The sequence below is a fragment of the Actinoplanes subtropicus genome, assembly GCF_000721705.1.
GTDB classification, from domain to species: Bacteria; Actinomycetota; Actinomycetes; order Mycobacteriales; family Micromonosporaceae; genus Actinoplanes; species Actinoplanes subtropicus.
The window spans coordinates 190,794-208,832 of the sequence record NZ_JOJL01000027.1; the positions used below are offsets into that span (position 1 = coordinate 190,794).

General features: G+C 73.6%; 9 protein-coding genes. 8 read left to right on the plus strand and 1 reads right to left on the minus strand.

The window, feature by feature from the left end:
- The first annotated feature begins 56 nt into the window (after positions 1 to 56).
- From IH26_RS0134385 to IH26_RS60290, 8 genes are all read left to right on the plus strand, one after another.
- A complete protein-coding gene (locus IH26_RS0134385) occupies positions 57 to 4,238 on the plus strand; it encodes a choice-of-anchor D domain-containing protein (RefSeq protein WP_051809027.1) in 4,182 nt (1,393 codons plus the stop codon).
- A gap of 290 nt (positions 4,239 to 4,528) precedes the next feature.
- On the plus strand, positions 4,529 to 6,802 hold the full coding sequence (locus tag IH26_RS0134390; RefSeq protein WP_030440432.1) for a choice-of-anchor X domain-containing protein: 2,274 nt from the start codon (positions 4,529 to 4,531) through the stop codon (positions 6,800 to 6,802).
- Between the two features lie 20 nt (positions 6,803 to 6,822).
- Complete coding sequence (locus tag IH26_RS0134395; RefSeq protein WP_051809029.1) at positions 6,823 to 9,981, plus strand: tubulin-like doman-containing protein; 3,159 nt, start codon at positions 6,823 to 6,825, stop codon at positions 9,979 to 9,981.
- Complete coding sequence (locus IH26_RS60280; protein ID WP_030440434.1) at positions 9,978 to 12,293, plus strand: hypothetical protein; 2,316 nt, start codon at positions 9,978 to 9,980, stop codon at positions 12,291 to 12,293. The genes IH26_RS0134395 and IH26_RS60280 overlap by 4 nt, the downstream gene beginning before the upstream one ends.
- Positions 12,290 to 12,418 carry a hypothetical protein gene (locus tag IH26_RS64050; protein ID WP_281179811.1) on the plus strand — a complete coding sequence of 43 codons (129 nt, stop codon included), beginning with the start codon at positions 12,290 to 12,292 and terminating at the stop codon, positions 12,416 to 12,418. Before IH26_RS60280 ends, IH26_RS64050 begins: the two co-directional genes overlap by 4 nt.
- Positions 12,411 to 14,408 carry a TRAFAC clade GTPase domain-containing protein gene (locus tag IH26_RS0134405; RefSeq protein ID WP_030440435.1) on the plus strand — a complete coding sequence of 666 codons (1,998 nt, stop codon included), beginning with the start codon at positions 12,411 to 12,413 and terminating at the stop codon, positions 14,406 to 14,408. Before IH26_RS64050 ends, IH26_RS0134405 begins: the two co-directional genes overlap by 8 nt.
- Complete coding sequence (locus IH26_RS60285) at positions 14,405 to 15,403, plus strand: hypothetical protein (RefSeq protein WP_030440436.1); 999 nt, start codon at positions 14,405 to 14,407, stop codon at positions 15,401 to 15,403. The genes IH26_RS0134405 and IH26_RS60285 overlap by 4 nt, the downstream gene beginning before the upstream one ends.
- A complete protein-coding gene (locus IH26_RS60290) occupies positions 15,400 to 16,563 on the plus strand; it encodes a hypothetical protein (protein ID WP_030440437.1) in 1,164 nt (387 codons plus the stop codon). Before IH26_RS60285 ends, IH26_RS60290 begins: the two co-directional genes overlap by 4 nt.
- A 422-nt stretch (positions 16,564 to 16,985) precedes the next feature.
- Here the strand turns inward: IH26_RS60290 and IH26_RS0134425 are convergent, their stop codons facing one another.
- On the minus strand, positions 16,986 to 18,014 hold the full coding sequence (locus tag IH26_RS0134425) for a uroporphyrinogen decarboxylase family protein (RefSeq protein ID WP_030440438.1): 1,029 nt from the start codon (positions 18,012 to 18,014) through the stop codon (positions 16,986 to 16,988).
- Between the last annotated feature and the right edge of the window lie 25 nt (positions 18,015 to 18,039).

Sequence of the window (18,039 nt, forward strand, 5' to 3'; positions counted from 1 at the left end):
GGTTCACTCACCCCGCGGTTCTGCCGGCCGGAAACGGAACCTGGCAGACTGGCCCGATGCCGGCCTCTCTCCCACCGGACAACCTGCGCACCGGCTGGGATCGGGGTGAGCCGGCGCTCGCGCCGAGCACGATCACGAGCACGACCTTCGGCCAGCTGTTCGCGACCAAGGTTCAGGGCCAGGTGTACGCGCAGCCGCTCGTCATCGGCGGCACCGTCGTCGCCGGTACCGAGGACAACTACGTCTACGGCCTGGACGCGGCGACCGGGGCGGTGAAATGGCAGCGCAGCCTGGGGCCGTCGTGGCCGGCCAGCGCGATCGGCTGCGCGGACATCGCGCCCACCATCGGCAACACGTCCACCGGCGTCTACGACGCGACGACCGGCCACGTCTATCTGACCACGAAGGTCGACGACGGACCCGACGTGCTGCATCCCAACTGGTACCTGCACGCGGTCGAGGCCGGATCCGGGGCGGAGCGGGCCGGCTGGCCGGTGAAGATCGTCGGCACGCCCTCCAACGATCCGGCTCACCCGTTCCAGCCGTACGACGTGAATCAGCGGCCCGGGCTGCTGCTGCTGGACGGCAGCGTCTACCTGGCGTTCGGCTCGATGTGCGACCACGGCCACTACGTCGGCTGGGTGGCCGGCGTGCACACCGGCACCCGGGCGATCAGCATGTGGTCCGACGAGGCCGGGGTCACCAGCAGCGGGGCCGGGATCTGGCAGGCGGGCGGTGGCCTGGTCTCGGACGGTCCCGGCCGCATCTTCCTGACCACCGGCAACGGCGTGACCGCCCCGGACGGGCCCGGCGGCAACCCGCCGCAGCAGCTGTCCGAGTCCGTCGTACGGCTCGGCGTCGCGGCCGACGGCACGATCTCCGCGAGGGACTTCTTCAGCCCGGCCAACGCCGCCCAGCTCGACCGCAACGACCAGGACCTCGGCTCGGGCGGGCCGGTCGCGCTGCCCGCACCGTACTTCGGCACGGCGGCCACGCCGAACCTGATGGTGCAGATCGGCAAGGACGGCCGGTTGTTCCTGCTCGACCGGGACCGCCTCGGTGGGAAGAACCAGAAGGCCGGTGGCGGCGACGATGTGGTCCGCGTGGCCGGCCCGTACCTGGGCGTCTGGGGACATCCCGCGGCGTACGGCGGTGAAGGCGGTTTTGTGTACGTCGTGCAGAACAGCGGCAGCATGCTGGCCTTCAAGTACGGTGTCGACGGCTCGAACCGGCCGACGCTGTCCCTCGCCGGGAACAGCTCGGAAAGCTTCGGCTACAGCTCCGGATCGCCGATCGTCACCTCGGACGGCACCACGCCGGGCACCGCCGTGGTGTGGGCGACCAATGTGGACGGCTCGTCCGGCGCGAACGGGCGGCTCTGCGCCTACGACGCCGTACCGGCGGACGGTCACCTCACGCTGCTGCGCTCCTTCCCGATCGGCACCGGCGCGAAGTTCTCCACGCCGGCCTCGGCCGATGGGCGGGTCTACATCGGGACCCGCGACGGGTTCGTCTACGGCTTCGGGCAGCCCGCCACCGCCGCGCTGCAAACCGCCCAGACGCCCTTCGGCGACGTGCTCGTCTCGCGGACCGGCACCGCCACGGTGACCGCGACCGCCACCCGCACCGTCACCGTCACCGCCGTCAGCACCAGCGGGCCACCGTTCGCGGCGACCGCGCCGGCGCTTCCGGTCACCCTGACCGCCGGCCAGACGATCTCCGTTCCCGTCTCGTTCTCCCCCACCTCGCCGGGCTCGTTCACCGGCGCGCTGCGGTTCGCCGTCATCGAGGCCGGCGTCGGCCAGACGCTCGGGGCCGGCCTGCAGGGCACCGCCATCAAGCCCGGTCTGACCGCGATGCCGGCGACCCTGGACTTCGGCGACATCGCCGTCGGCACCGACAAGTACCTGACGGTCAACATCACCAACACCGGTACGACGGACGAGACCGTCACCGCGGTGACCGGCCCGGCGGCGCCGTTCACCGTCACCGGGCTGCCTGCCGTCGGCACCGTCCTGGGGCCCGGGCAGTCCGTCGGCGCGTCGGTGACCTACCGGCCCGAGGCGGCCGGCGCCGACACGTCGTCGATCACGGTCACCGGCCCGCAGGGCGACGCCACCGCCGCGCTGACCGGCACCGGCGCCACGGGCGTGGCCCAACTCTCCATCACGCCGGAGTCGCTCAGCTTCGGCGCCGTGCCGATCGGTGGATCCGCCACCAGGACCCTGGCGGTGGCGAACACCGGCAACCTTCCGGTCACCGTCACCAAGGCGGCGCCGCCCGCACTGCCGTTCGTGGTGAACACGCCGCTGCCCGAGGGCCTGGTCCTCAATCCCGAGGACACCGCGCAGGTCGACGTCACCTTCGCTCCGACGGAGGCCGGCAGCTTCAGCAACGCGTACGTGATCAGCTCGGACGACGGCCACGGCGCGCACGACATCCCGGTCCTGGGCACCGCCGCCGGCCTGCCCGGCGGAACGCCGTTGCCGACGATCACCCAGGGCGGCTGGTTCGTCAACGGGTCGGCCCGGATCGCCGGCACCGAGGTGATTCTCACCCCGGACGCGGCGGGTCTGGCCGGATCCGCGGTGTACTCGACGCCGGTGCCCAGCGACGGCCTGACCGCGTCGTTCACCGCGCGGATCGGCGGCGGGTCGGGCGGCGACGGCATGACCTTCGCCCTGCTCGCCGCGTCCGGCAACACCGGCCGCAGTCTGGGCGGCGGCGGTGGCGGCCTCGGCTTCGCCGGCCTGCCGGGCGTCGCGATCGCCCTCGACACGTACGGCAACGGGGCGGATCCGTCGAACAACTTCCTGGGCATCAGCACCGGCGCCACCGGCGGGGCGCTGACCTACATCGCGACCACGACGAACATCCCGAACCTGCGCAGCGGCCCGCACGGCGTCACGGTGACCGTCTCCGGCACGACGATCACCGTCTTCCTCGACGGTGCCCAGCGGCTGTCGGTCGACGTGCCCGGCCTCGCGCCGGCCGTCCTGCCCGCGTTCACCGGCGGCACCGGCACGGCCACCGACCTGCACGCGGTACGGGACGTCGCGATCAGCTCCGGCGGCACCAAGCTGCCCCCGCCGGGAACCGGCTGGCGGTTCAGCGGCTCGGCCGACGTCGCCGGATCCCGGGTGGTCCTCACCCCGGCGGCGACGTCGCGGGCCGGCACGGCCCTGTACACCGACCCGGTCGCCACCGACGGGTTGACCGCCTCCTTCACCCTGTCGATCGGCGGGGGAACGGGCGCCGACGGGGCCGCGCTCGTCCTGCTGGACCCCGCACAGGCGAGCCCGACGAGTGTGGGCGAGGCGGGCGGCGGCCTCGGGTTCGCCGGTCTGGCCGGCGTCGCCGTGTCGTTCGTGACCTATCCGCACGACCTTCTCGGGATCGAGACCGGTACGGCCGGCGGCGCCCCCTCGGTCCTGGCGTCCACCACCGACGTCCCGGACCTGCGGGCGCGCAGCCATGACGTGGTGGTCTCGGTCGGCGGCACCACGATCAGCGTCGCCATCGACGGAACGGACGTGCTCAGCCAGGCGGTTCCGGCGCTGCAGCCGACCGCGCTCGTCGGCTTCTCGGCCGGCACCGGCAGCCTGACCGACGTCCACGGGATCACCGCCGCCCAGGTGGTGAGCGGCCGCACCGCCGTGCCGGCGCCCGGCGCGGGCTGGTCGCTGAACGGGTCGACGACCCTGTCGGGCGGCACGGTGCAGTTGACCGCCGCGCTCGCCGGCCAGGCCGGTACGGCCATCTACGCCACGCCGGTGCCGACCGCCCACCTGTGGGCGACCTTCACCATGGCGATCGGCGGCGGCACCGGCGCCGACGGCCTCACCTTCATGCTGCTCGATCCGGCTCGGAACGCCCCGTCCGCGGTCGGCCGCAACGGCGCCGGCCTGGGCTTCGCCGGCCTCACCGGCGTGGCGGTCGCTTTCGTCACGTACCCCCAGGGCGGCGTCACGTCGAACAACTTCGCCGGCATCCAGACCGGCACCGCCACCGGCGCGACCTTCGTCGCCACCTCCACCGCGGTGCCCGACCTGCGGACGGGAACCCACGAGGTGGGCGTGGCCGTCGCCGGCGGCAGCCTCGTGGTGGCCATCGACGGGTCGCCATTGTTCACCACCCCGGTCGCCGGCATTCCGGCAACCGGCCTGATCGGGTTCTCCGGCGCCACCGGCGGCCTGACCGACGTCCACACCGTGAGCGGCCTGCACATCGCGTACTGACGACCGGGCTCCACGCCCGAGGATCGCGGCAAACCGGCCGGCAGCGATGCGTCGCGATCACGTCCGGTCGCGTGCCATGACTTCCTCCCGGTACTCCTCTCCGTGATCGAGGCCGGACCACTGGGTGCTGTCCGTCAGACATGGGCAGGTGCCAGGGAGGGCTGAAGAAAATGACAGCAGCGAGGTGCGGTCTCCCGCGAGGGCGGCGCAAGTTTGCCCAGGTCCGGCTGGGGTTCCGGCGCGCGGCCGGCCGTTGCCGCCGAACGGATGAACCCGGATGGGTGAAGCGGATGACCCGGGCGATCGTGGCGCTGGTCCTTGCCTGGTCGGCGACGCTGTCGGTCCTCGTGTCATCGGGTGGAGTGGCGGAGGCGGCACCGGATACCACGGGTGAGGTGCAGCCGATCCACCTCGTGATCGCGGTGGACGAGTCCGGGAGCCTCTCCGAATCGGACATCGGGCAGGAGCGGATCGCCGCGGCGAGCATCGCGATGAGCGAGCTCTCGCCGCAGTCGGACGTGACGGTCTTCGGATTCGGCAGCAACACCGGTGGCGTGCCGGCCGTCGACGGGCGCCGGATCTGCTCGCTGAAGCCGGGCGCGGCCGCGCAGGACCGCGAGGCCGTGGGCAACTGCGTCGAGCAGAACATCGCCCGGCGGGAGCGCGGCAAGGGCGACAACACCGACTTCGTCGCCGCGCTGAACCAGGGCCTCGACGCCCTCACCCGGCCGCCCCGCGACGATCGGCCCCGGCTGCTCCTGCTGCTGACCGACGGACGGCTCGACGTACGCGGGGACCGCAACTACGGCGAGGACGAGGCAAGCCAGCAGCGCTACGCCCAGGAGCAGCTCGAGAAGCTCGTGGTGCCCAAGGCGCACGGCGCGGGCGTGCAGATCTGGCCGATCGGTTTCGGCTCCGACATCGACTTCGAGATGCTGAAGTTCCTCGCCTCGAACGGTGGGCTGACCGGCTGCGAGGATCACCAGGCCGCGCCGGTGGCGAAGCGGGCCGCGGACGCCACCGCGGCGGTGGCCGCCATGATGGACGCCTTCGTCCAGGCCCGCTGCCTCGACCAGAACCGGTCCCCGCAGCGGCCGCTCGGCGACGGCGGCCAGGTCGACCTGCAGGTGTCCGTGCCGGCGATCGCCACGGACGGCGCGATCAACGTGGTCAAGGGCGACCCGCGGGTCAAGGTCGCCTACCTCGACCCGACCGGCAAGCAGGCCCCGGCGGTCGGCACGGTGGACGACACGACGTACGAGCTCGCCGGGACCAGCGGGGTCGTGGAGTCCATGCGGATCCGCAATCCCCGGCCGGGCACCTGGCACGTCCGGCTGACGGCGCCGGCCGATCTCACCGATCGGATGGTCAGTGCCACCGCCATCTGGCAGGGCGTGCTGCGTACGGTGTTCGTGCTGGACCCGCCGAGCCCGCAGCCGGGCGAGAAGTTCGCCGTGCTGATGCGGCCGCAGACCCGGTCCGCCGAGATCACCGATCCGGCCGCCCTGCGTGGCCTGTCCTTCTCGGCGGTGCTGTCCGGCCCCGGCGTCGATGCCGGCGTCGCTCGACTCGCCGACGACGGCACGGCACCGGACGCGCGGGCGGCCGACGCTTACTACAGCGCGTACTTCACGCTGCCGGCCGACGCGAAGGGCACCTACCAGGTCGTGGGACGGGCGACCGGGCCCGGCGTGACCAGCGACCAGCGGGTGCAGACGTTCCAGGTCGGCCCCGGCGGCCCGCAGGTCCGGGTGAAGGTCGTGCTCGACGGCGCCGAGGGCCTGCCGGGCGCCGAGATCACCGGCCGGCTGCTGAGCACCAACGAGACGACCCAGCCCCGACCCGTACGGCTGAAATTGGATGGACCGGGCCACGACGCGGTAAGCCTGGCGAGCACCGGGGCGACGCTACCGCCCGGCTCCGGCAGCACGGCCTTCACGATCCGGATCGCCGACAACGCCGCCGCGGGCGCGGTCGGCGGCGTCATCCAGGTGGTGGACGCCGGCACCGGCACCGTCCTCGGCAACGCACCGCTCGACGTAAAGGTGCTGCCGAAGCCGACGGTCTGGGACAAGTGGCCCTGGATGCTCGCCGGGTTCCTGCTGCTCACCGCCGTCGGCGTGCTGATCTGGCAGGTGCGCCGGCGCCGCGTGCGCGCCGCGGACCTGCGCGACGTCGAGCTGACCCTGTTCGAGGACGGTGCGCCGCTGCGGCCCGTGTTGAAGCTGCCGCCGGGAGACCGGTTCGCGTTCGACATCCGGATCCCGGACGACGGCACCCCGCCCTCGCTGCAGCGGGTCGCGCCGGGCAGCCACCGGTTCACGATCGAGCGCGCCGACGGCGGGTTCCGGGTGGACCTCCCGGACGACATGACCACGCCGGACCGGCCGGTGCTGAAGCTCGCCTCCGGCGAGACGGTCCCGCTGCCCGAGCACCCCCGGCTCGCCCTGAACGCCCGCAACCCCGACGCCCCGGTTCCGGAGCAGGCCACGGGTGACTGGCCCGGCGACGAGGAGTACGAGCCGGCGACCAGCTCCTCCTATCACGACGACGACGATCTCTAGCTGCGGAAGGGAACTCAGCGATGCACCTCTACCACCCGGTGATGTTCGTCGGTCTGGGCGGCACCGGATGCCGGATCGGCGCCGAGCTCGAACGACGACTGCGTGAGGAGCTGTGCGGCCCGGACGGCCTGAAGCTGCACGGACCGGACTTCAGCCTGACGGAGCTGCAGCCGTTCCAGCTCCCCTCGTGCCTCCAATTCGTGTACGCCGACCTGAGCGAGGACGAGCTGGCGCAGGTCCGGCAGCGCTCGGTGCCCAACGAGGCACACATGGACGTGGCCGCGCGGACCGCGTACTACGCGTACGACCTGCTTCCGGAGTTCGAGAGCTATCCGAAGGTCGCCAAGAACCTGCGCGTCAAGGTCCCGGACGCCGTCGGCAGCTGGCTTCCGCCGGGTGAGCACGAGCCCATGGTCGTGCCGCTGCGGCTGGGTGCGGGTCAGCTGCCCACGGTCGGCCGGGCGGCGCTGTTCGAGACCGTCTCGGACTCCGTGGAGGTGGTCCGCCAGCCGATCAGCCGGGCCATCGACGCGATCACGACCTCGGCGATCGAGCTGCGGGTCCTCAACCCGACGCACAATCCGGGCCTGAACACGGTCGACGTGTTCGTCGCGTTCTCCGTCGCCGGCGGGACCGGGGCGGGCATCTTCTACGACTACCTGCACCTCGTCGAGTCCGCGTTCCAGCGGGTGCCCAACCTGCAGGTGAAGATCTACCCGCTGATCCTGATGCCGTCCGCGTTCGAGACCGGCCGCGGCGGCGGGATCCCGGCCGCGCTGAACGCGGGCCGGGCGCTGCTGGACATGTTCCGGCTCATCGACGACCTCAACCAGGACCAGCGGGCGCACGGCGACATCGGGGCCGACCTGGTCAGCCAGGGACTGCACGTGCGCTACCCCCGCGAGGGCGACATCAAGATGCGGCTCGGCTCGATGCAGACCGCCTTCCTGTTCAGCAAGGCGGCCGGCATCGAGCGCGACGACCTGCACCGCTCGGTGGTCGCGCTGATCATGTCGCTGGTCGGCCAGGAGACGCCGGCCGGCACCGACGCGGCCGGGGCGCCGATGTCGTTCGCCGACAGCTTCATCAACAGCGCGATCGACCGGCAGAGCCTGTCGCCCACCCGGATCGGGTGCCGCGGCGTGTCCACCAGCCTGGTCGGGTCGCTGACCGTGCCGTTCGACGACCTGGCCGACATGTTCGCCGGCCGGCTGCTCGGTCGGGGCGTCCGCGAGCTGCTGGTGGTGCCGCCGGGCCGGGCCGAGTCCAACCGCGGCCCGATCCGCGACTTCTTCAAGGGCGCGCACGTCGCGAAGGTCTGGGAGCGCGGCGGCGTCGAGTTCGACGACCCGGCCGCCGGGGCCGGGGCGAAGGGCGCCGCGATGATCCGGGGCATGGTGAAGGAACGGGTCCGCCGGATGAACGAGAGCCTGCAGGCCCTGGACCAGACGGTGACCCACACGATGCCGGAGATCGTCCGCGACTTCGCCCCGATGGAGGGCGCCCGCATGGTGCTGCACTCGGCGGACGTGTTCCGGCTCAAGCGGGTCGTCTTCGGGGACCAGGCCCTCAGCGAGGACATCGACCGGCTGGGCGTGCGCGGGGTCATGGAGAGCCGCCGGGTCCCGCCGACCCCGCCGGTGAAGCAGTGGGAGACCGATCCGCGCCCGCCGCAACTGCTCGACATCAAGGACGGGCTCATCCGCCGGGCCAAAGCCAGCGAGGCCGCGGTCGGCGACCTGATCAAGCAGCAGGACGAGTGGTTCCGGTACAAGACCAGGCGGGTCTGGCACGCGGCGTGGAACGACCATCGCAACGTCTGGCAGCAGCGGCTCAACCGGTTCTGCCAGCACCTGCGATCGCTGGTCGACGAGTTGGCCGCGCACGAGCGCGAATGCGAGGAGGCGTTCAACCGCCGGGCCGAGGATCTCTACCGCACCCGGATCGGCGTCAGCTATCTGCTGCCCTTGCGCAACGACCTCGAGCAGACGTACGCCGAAATGCTGCGCCGCCTCGCCAAGGGCGGGAAGCGGGAGAACGCGACCGAGGGCGAGATCGTCAGTACCCTGCTCGGCGAGTCGGGCTGGGAGGAGGCGCTCGCCGCGGCCGCCCAGCCGGGCCGCGGCGCCGAGTACGGCGTACGGCTGATCCTCGCCCGCCTCAAGCAGGAGGTCGTCCGCATCCTGCGCGGCGGCGACCAGGACGACGTCCCGCTGCTGCCGCACATGAGGCACCTGCTGCGGGTGGCGGCCAAGCACGTGCACGACGTGCCGGTCGCGGAGTCGGACGTGCAGCAGTTCGTCGCGACCCTGGCCGGCATGCTCCCCGCCGGCTTCGTACCGGAAGGCAGCGGCAAGCTCAGCGTCCTGGTCGTCTATCCGGCGGCGGCCGCGGACGACGAGATCGAGCGGTGGCTCGGCGATCAGCTGCGGTTGTCGACCCGGCGCGGCGACCTGCCGATCCAGTTCCGGGTGGGCGAGACCGAGGCGATCACCGTGGCCCGGGTCCGCTCCGGGATGGGCATCACCGAGGTGCCCGAGCTGCGCCAGGTGCTGCTCGACTGGGCCGGCGCCGTGCAGAGCCCACGGTCCGACTCGTTCCTGCCCTGGCGGCAGCGGCTCGGCTTCAAGGAGGACTGGCTGGCCACCACCGAGGCGCACCGGCAGCAGATCCTGCAGCGGCTGCTGTGCGCCGCCTGGAACGGCCAGGTGACCTGCGCCGACGGCACCGAGTCGCCGTCCCGGATCCGCATCTCGCTGCCGGGCGGCCCGGACGCCGAGGCGATGCGGCTGGACCTCACCACGTTCGGCAAGGCGTCCTCGTGGGGCAGCCTGCTGCAGCAGTACGAGATGTGGACGCTCACCGACGGCGGCGAGATCCGGCTCAACTTCTGCGCGAGCCTGATGGAGACCGTGCCGCTCGGATTCGCCGAGACGATCGCCGACCCCGACCCGCTCTACTGGGAGTTGGCCGGCATGGCGGAGCGGCAGGTGAAGATCCTCCGGGAGATGCGCGAGCGGATGCCGGCCGGCAGCCGGCAACGCTGCGATCAGCTGCTGGCGTTCTGGGAGGTGACCTTCCCGGCCGCCCGCCGCCGCACGTTCCTCGGCGCGGCGCCCAACGGCAACTCGCTGGAGGCGCTGGAGGTCACCGTCAAGAACCGCGAGCAGGACCGATGAGCGCGGAGGCGACGGTCGGCGTGACCGGCCCGGTGCCGGTCATCGACCTGCGCCGGGAGTACCCCGGCCTGCTGGCGCATCCGCACTTCCACAGCTACGTCCGGGCCGGCGCGGCGTCGCTCATGCCCGCCGACCAGGCGGCCGACGGCATCGACCTGAGCTGCGTGATCCTCGTGGACGAGGCGGCGCGGCTGCTGGAGCACAGCCCGGCCTTCGCGTTCGTGCTCGGGTCCGCCGCGGTCCGGAAGGTGGTCTGTGTCGCCCTCGGGATGGCCGACCCCGCGGAGCGTACCGCGGTCGTGCTCCCGTCGGTCCTGAACAGCGAGTCCGTGGCGGTGCTGTGGGCCGGCGACCCGGTGGGGATCCCGTGGCTGATCGGGCACGGCGCCGCGTCGGTCGTGCAGACCGCGCCGCCGCCCACGGGCGGCGATCCCCCGGCGCTGCTCGACCTGCTCGGCGCGCTGCGGACCCGGGACGTGTTCCTGCGCGTGGTCGCGGAGGCCCAGCGGGTGGACACGCCGGTCACCGCGCCGGCCGTCCGGATGTTGTCGAGCCGGCTCGACGAAGCCGTGCTCGTCTCGGCCGAGCGCCAGGCCCTGCTCGCCGTCATCACCGGCGGGGAGGTGGGCGAGTCCGGTGCGGGCCGGGTGCCGGCGTCCGACCCCGGCAACGACGTACGAGCGGTCGAGCAGGCGTTTCCCCCGGGGCCGGCCGCGCGCCCCGGTGGCCGGATCAGAACCGCCCGGGAGGAGGCGGAGAAAGCGGTGGCCAGGACACAGACGACGGTGACCGCCGCCGGCCGGTGGTGGTCGGTGTTCACCCCGCTCGCCGGCGGCAACGTCCCGCAGCTCGCCGCGGCGGGAGCCGATGCCCTCGACCGGTACCGCACCGAGCTCGCCGAGCTGTTCCGGGCGCTGGACACGAGCCGCGACGATCAGCGGCGAGCCGAGCTCCGCGCGCGGGGCGTCACGTTGCCGGCGGCCACGCCGCCGCGTACCGCGGTGGTCGACGACATCCGCCGGCTCGTCGAGAACTCCCTCGAAGCCCACAAAGGACTGGAGCGGACCGTACGCCTGCTGCGCGGGCTGAGTGCGAAGCTGCTACCGATGGGCAGCGCGGCCCGGGTGCCCGCCCTCGGCGAGGCGACGGCCGGGGTGGTCCCGCCCGAGCCGATGCCGGGCGGCTTCGGCAGCCCGGTCGTGCCGGTGCTGACCGTCCTGGCACCGGCCGTCGCCGCGGCCGCCCCGCTGCCCGCCCGGTACGCCTGCCTGGCCGCGGTGCTGATCCTGGTGCTGGGCGCGGTCGCGGTCCGGCTCAAGCGCCGTCGCCTCGGACTCGAACGGCCCGAGCCGTTGCGCGACGCCGGCGCGGTGCTCGTCATGGCGCTGCTGGCCGGCGGGGGCACCGCTCTCTCGGCCGCGGTCGCCACCCGCATCGGCGCACCGGCGGGGACGGCGCCGGCGCCGATCGGGCTGCTCCTCGCGGTCGCGACGCCGATTCTGTGGTGGCAGCTGCTCGTCCGCCGATGGACGCGGAACCTGGCCGGCGGCGGCCGGCGCGAGGCGCTCGACCGGCTGAACCGGCTGTGGGACGACGCCACCGGCGAATGGGTGGTGGCCGATGCCCGCCGCCAGGCCTCGAACACGGCCCGCAGCACCGCCGCCGGGCTCGACAAGATACGTGCGGTCCTCGCCGCGCGGGCGGGAGCGCAGGCCCCGAAGTCCAGTCGCGTACCACAGCCCCGGTCCGGCAGCCGGGCCGCGGCCGGCGCGATGTGGCAGGACCTGGTCACCCTTGTCGGGCTCTGCCTCGCCGACCGCTGGGCCGAGGCGCGGGCCGGCGAGCTGGAGGGGCTGCCCGACCGCGCCGGGGCCGCCGCGACGACCCTTCTCGGCGAGTACGAGGAGCACCTGCGCGGCCGGGGCGTCGACGAACCACCGCCCGGCTGGCCGGCGCGCCGCGACGGCGGGCAACCGCCCTGGTGGGACACCCGGATGCGGGGGGCCGTCTTCGCCGACGGCGAGGCGGTACAGCTGCTCTGCTCCGACGACCAGGTGCCCCTGCTGAGTCGTGACCTGCGGCGCGCGGCGACCGTACGGTTCGCGCCGCGCCTCGCCCGGGCCGCCCTCACCGAGCGCGACGGTCTCGAGCCGGCGGAGGATGCCACCGCCGGCGTACTGGTGTGGACCTCGTCCGGCACGGCCGCGGGGCTGGTCCACCTCGTACCGCTCCGAGCGGGGGTGCGGCACGTCCAGACCGAGTCGGCGGCCGCGCCGGACCAGGACCGGCCGGCCGGGGGTGCACCGCGGTGACCCTTCTGCTCCGGACCACGATCACGGTGCTGCTCGTCGCGGTGCTGGCGCTGGCCGCATGGTCCACTGTCCAGGGTTGGCGCGGCCGGCCGAAGCGCGCACAGCGGAGGAACCCCCATGGTTGACACCGTCGGCGAGGTGGCCCTCGACTTCATCACCCCGGACCGGCAACGGGTCACGTGGAGCGCGACGACCGAGCCGGCCGGCCCCGGCCCGGGCGGCCCCGGCCTGCACGTACGCGAGCTCACGTTGCGCGCCGGGCAGCAACGGGTCCTGCAGCGGCGGCTGCGCCGCGAGCCCGCGGCCGGCCCGGGCGACGACGAGCGGCAGCTCGACGCGGAGATCGCCGCCGGGCTGCGGCTCGCCCGGCGTTATCCGGGCGGCGCGTACCCGCACACGCTGCCGCGCCTGCTCGGCTATCGCGTCGACGTCGAGCGGCCGTACGCGCTGTGGCAGCCCGTCCACGGCCCGAAGATCCAGGACGTCGTCGACGGCCTGGACAACGACGCCCTCGACCGCATGCTGGTCGACCTGCTGAGCACCCTGGTCCAGCTCGGTGCCGCCGGGGTGGTGCTGCGCACGATCGGGCCCCGGACGGTGGCCTGGACCGGGGAGCACGTGATGATCCGCGACCTGCGGCACGCCGTGCTGGCCGGCACGCCGCGTACGCCGCTGGGCAGCCCGCCGTTCGCGTCGCAGGAGCAGCTACGCGGCACCGGCCGGGCCGACGCCCGCGACGATGTGTGGAGCGCCGTGGTGCTGCTGGGCTCCCTGCTCGACCCGGACAACGACTCCCTGCGGGAGCGGCTCGGCGCCCGGTACTCCGCGCTTCTCGGCGACGCGCTCGAGCCGCGGGCGGCGCTGCGCCCGACCGCCGCGGAACTGCTCCGGCAGCTGGGCCACGAACCGCCGGCCCCGGCCGCCCGGACCGCCGAGCTCGAGCGGCTGGCCGCCGGGCGGCGCCGGTTCGACGAGGTGTTCCGGCAGCGTGGCCAGTCCCCGACGCCGGCCCGGGAGCCCGCGCACGTCCCGGAGCGACGCCGGCGCCGGTGGTGGCGGGCCCGCCCGCCGGCCCGGCGCACGGGCCCGGCCCGGGGGCGCGACTGCTACCTGTGCCTGGATCCGGTCGAGTGGGCCGAGCAGGACCTCTACACCTGGGCCGGGGACGGCTACCGGCCGATCGATCCCGGCAGCCTCGGCAGCGGGCGGCGCCGGGACGACCGGCTGCAGCAGGCGTTCCGGCGCTGTCCCAACCCGTCCGGCGACGCCCCGCCGCACTACCTCCCGGCCGCCTACCTGCTCGGCGGAGCGCCGATCAACGTCGGCCTGATCGGGGACAGCGGGGTGGGCAAGACGCATCTGCTGGCGGGCATCATGCGCGAGATCGAGTCGAACGTGCTGAACGACTTCGGCATCATCACCAACGCCGTCGACATCGCGTGGCACGACCAGTTCCGGCGGACCCGGGTCCACCCGCTGTACCAGAACGGCCGGACGCTCGAGTACACCCGGCGCACCGACGAGGTCGACTTCGCCGACGGGCTGGTCCTCTCGCACGGCCCCCACCGGCGGCCGCTGATGTTCTTCGACATCGCTGGGGAGATGCTCGCCCCCGAGCACCAGCGCACCCGGGCCACCCAGTTCCTGGCCGTGGTCGACGCGCTGATCTTCGTGGCCGATCCGGCCCGGGCCGAGCCCGACGTCACGTTCGAGGCGGTGCTCGACCGGCTGTCCCACCGCCGCGGCGCCGACGGCCTGCTGGACCTGCCGTCCGTGGTGGTCGTGACCAAGTCCGACCTGCTGCGCTTCGAGGAGCCGGTGGACCGCTGGATCGGGCGGTCCGACCTGGAACAGCGCTGGCGGGACCCGCGGCTGGTGACGGCGGAGAGCCGGGACGCGTACGCGTTCCTGCACGCCCGCGACCGGCTCCCCCAGCTGGCGCCCCTGCACCGCTGCCGGCGCGCCACCCTGCACTTCGCATCCGCGACCGGCGCGAGCGACGCCGACGGCGTCTTTCCGTTCGGCGCGCGTCCGCACCGCTGCGCGCAGCCGCTGGTGTCGTTGCTCGACATGCTCGGTGCCCTGCCCGCACCCCCGGAAGGAGGCGACACGTGACGCCGGGCGCCGTCGACCGGGTGGACGTGGTGACGTTCGAATGGACGCCCAGGCTCGCGCGCGGCGGCAGCGGGCTCGGCGTCGTACGGTCGTCGCTGCCGGAACACGAGCAGGCGCGCTGGTGCGACGAACTGGTCACCCGGGTCTCCGTACCGCCGGGCGACTCGGAACCCAGCACGTGCTACCTGCGCTTCGGGGACCGGGCGGTGCTGCTGCACCGGACCCCGGTCCAGGATCAACTGAACCGCGGGTCGACCAGGACCACGGCGTTGATCGGGCCCCGGTCGGTGCTGACGCTGGACCGCGCGATCGCGCTGCGGCCGGACACCGAGCCGGACGAGTGCGACGGGCCGTACGAGTCCTACCCGGGCGAGTGGGCCGGCGCCAGCGACGACGACGATCTGCTGGCCTCGCTGGCCAAGGGGCACCGCGACAAGGCGATCACGCTGGTGGCCGGGCTGCTGAACGGGGTGCCGGCGGAGGGCTACGCGATCCGGGCGGGGAACGCCGATCCGCGGGTCCTGCTCTGGGTGGCGTCGCGCTGCGTGCCCGCCGAGGCGTGGACGTTCTCCACCCGGGAGAGTTCGACCACGGCGGCCGGGCTGCCGATGCTGGTGTTCGCCACCGGCCAGCAGCCCCGATCCAGTTTCGGCTCGCAGCGCCCGTGGCTCGATCTGAGCCGGCCGCTGCCGGAGCGGCCGGACACCGTGGCCGCCGCGACCCGCCGCGTCGACGACGTCCTTACCGGACGATCGCGGACCGTGCCGCTCCCCCAGACCCAGGCCCCGCCCCAGATCCAGCCTCAGCCCCGACTCCAGACCCGGCTCCAGCCCCAGCCCCCGCGACAGCGCCGGCCGGCGCCGGAGCAGGAGGCCGTCGCGCACCGGCCGCGGACCTGGCGGCCCGGCCCGTACGCGCTGCGGTTGTTCCTCTTGTTCGCCTGGTCGGCCGTCTTCATCGTGCTGCTCGCCCTCGCCGGACAGGTACGGCCGTGAGCCGGACCCGGATCGACCCGGACGTCCTGTCGGCGGCCCTGCAGGCGGCGGTGGTGCTCCTGCTCACGCTGGCGCGGTCCGATCCGCCGCGGACGGCCTCGATCGCGTTCATCGGGGTGGGCTGCTGCGCCTACCTGATGCTGTCCGCGGCCACGCTGCGCTACCCGGAGCGGGCCGCGGAGCTGCGCGGGATCCTGACCGTCACCGGGACCCTCGCGGCGGCGGGTTTCGTGCTGCGGCTCGGACCGGATCCGGCCGGCGCGCTACGGGAGTGGACGCTGTTCACGGTCGGCGCCGGAGTGCTGTTCCTGAGCACCGGATGGCCGGCCGGGTTCCGCTGGACGACCGGCGGCCAATGGGTGGCGGCCGGTCTGACGCTGGCCGCCGCGGTCGCCCTCGTACCGGCCCGGGGACTCGACGGCACGCGAGCCGGCGCGCTGCTGGCCTACTCCGCCCCGGTGCCGGTCCTCGCCCTCGCCCTGACCGCGCTGGCGGCCGGTGCCGCGCGGCTCTCGCCGGCCCGGTTCTCGCTGACCGCGCAGGCCTGGGTCGTGTCGCTGCCGCCGCTCGCCGTCTACGCGTACACCCGGGATCCCGGCGCCCTGCCGCTGGTCGGCCTGCCGCTGTTCGCGGTGCTGGTCGCGGCCCATCTGACCGGGTTGGGCGGCGGCTGGTTGCGGCTGCTCGCGGTGAGCACCAGCAGCGTCCTGTGCGTCGTGGCCGGCGTCGCCGGGCTGATCGCGTTCCATCCCGGCGGCGCCTTCCGGCTGACCGGCCCCGCCTCCGCCCGCGACCTGCTCGGGGCCGCTCCCGGCACCACCGGATCGGTCGCCGGCGGCCCGGCCGTCGTCCTGCTCCTCGCACTCTCCGCCGTCCTGTCCGTCCAGGTCGCACTGCTGTTCGCGGCGGTCGTCCGGCGGCCGGAACGGGACCGCGACGAGGTGCTCCCGTTCGTCGCCGGCGTCACCGTCCTGCTGCTCGTGCTCCTGGCCGGCCCGGGCGCCGCCGGCGCCGGCCTGCCGGTGCCGGCCAGCCTCGCCGTGCTGCCGATCGCGTCCGACGGGGCGAGCTACCTCATCACGCTGGCCGGAGTCGGCCTCCTCTTCGGCGTGGCCGCCGACCGACGCCGCGAAACGCCGAGCGGCCAGGGCCGCCGATGATCCTTCAGACTTTCGAACCAGCTACCGGTTCCGCCACAGTGGTCAGGTGACAACGGCGAGAGAACGTCCCGTGACACCGATCCAACCGGATCCCGGCCCCGATCCCGGTCAGCGGGCCGAATTGGTGGCCGGGCTGCGAGCACTCGCGCAATTCCTCGAGGAGCGGCCAGAAATACCGTGCCCGCAGAGCATCCGCGCACAGCACACCGTCCTCCCGCCGGCCGACGCAAAAGGCCAACGGCTGCCGCTACCCGATGAAGCCAAGATCGCGGCGGTACGCGAAATAGCCGGCTTGCTCGGCGTACCGCCGCGGATCGACGACAGCCGAGCCACGTTCCCCTATCCCCTCGGCGGCGACGTCCACTACGTCATGCCCGCCCTGCTCGGCGAACAACCGGCTGCCAACGCCATGAATCGCGTGGTCAACCGCGGCGGAGCAGCTCGGCGGCCGCGGTCATGGCGCGCATCTTGCCGGTCGCCGAATCCCAGGGCAGGTACTTCATGCCGCAATCGGGGGCGAGCACCACTTTCTCGGGCGCGACGTACGGCAGGGCGCGCCGCACCCGCTCGACGACCGTGTCGACCGCCTCGACCTCGGGGTCGGCCAGGTCGAGCACGCCCAGCACGATGGTCTTGCCGGTGAGGTGTTTCAGTACCGAGGTGGCGAGACGGGACTGGGCCGTCTCGATCGAGATCTGGTCGCAGGCGCAGTCGGCCAGTTCCGGCAGGAACGAGTAGCCCGACGGCCGCTCGTGGACGATCGCCGCGTAGCCGAAACAGAGATGCACCACCGTGGTGCCGGCCGCGCCGTCCAGGGCGCGGTGGAGAGCTCTCAGGCCGTACGCGCGGGCCGGCTCCGGCCGGGCCTGGAGCCAGGGCTCGTCCAGCTGGACGATGTCCGCGCCGGCCGCGAAGAGGTCACGCACCTCCGCGTTGACGGCGTCGGCGTAGGCGTACGCAAGGATTTCGGGGTTTCGGTAGTAATCGTCCACCGTCTGCTGGGACATGGTGAAGGGGCCGGGCACGGTGACCTTGATCGTACGGTCGGTGTGCGCCCGCAGGAAGCGGACGTCGGCCACCTGCACCGGACGCGGCCGGCGCACCTCACCGACCACCCGGGGCACGAGATTCGGCTGACCGCCGCGGCCCGGCGACTCGCCCGGATTGTCGTGATCGAGCCCGGTCAGCGCCGTCGCGAAGTGGTTCGAGTAGCTCTCCCGGCGGATCTCGCCGTCGGTCAGGACGTCCAGGCCGGCCTCCTCCTGGGCCCGGATCGCCAGCAGCGTCGCGTCGTCCTGGGCGCGGGCGAGGTCTTCCGGCGCGGGCCGCCACAGCTCGGCCGCCCGCACCCGCGGCGGCAGCCGCGCCGCGAGCCGGCCCCGGTCGATCAGCCACTCCGGCTGCGGAAAGCTACCTACGAGGCTGGTCGGGAACAGCGGGAGGGTCGGCATGCACCCAGTATCCCCGGCCGCCGGC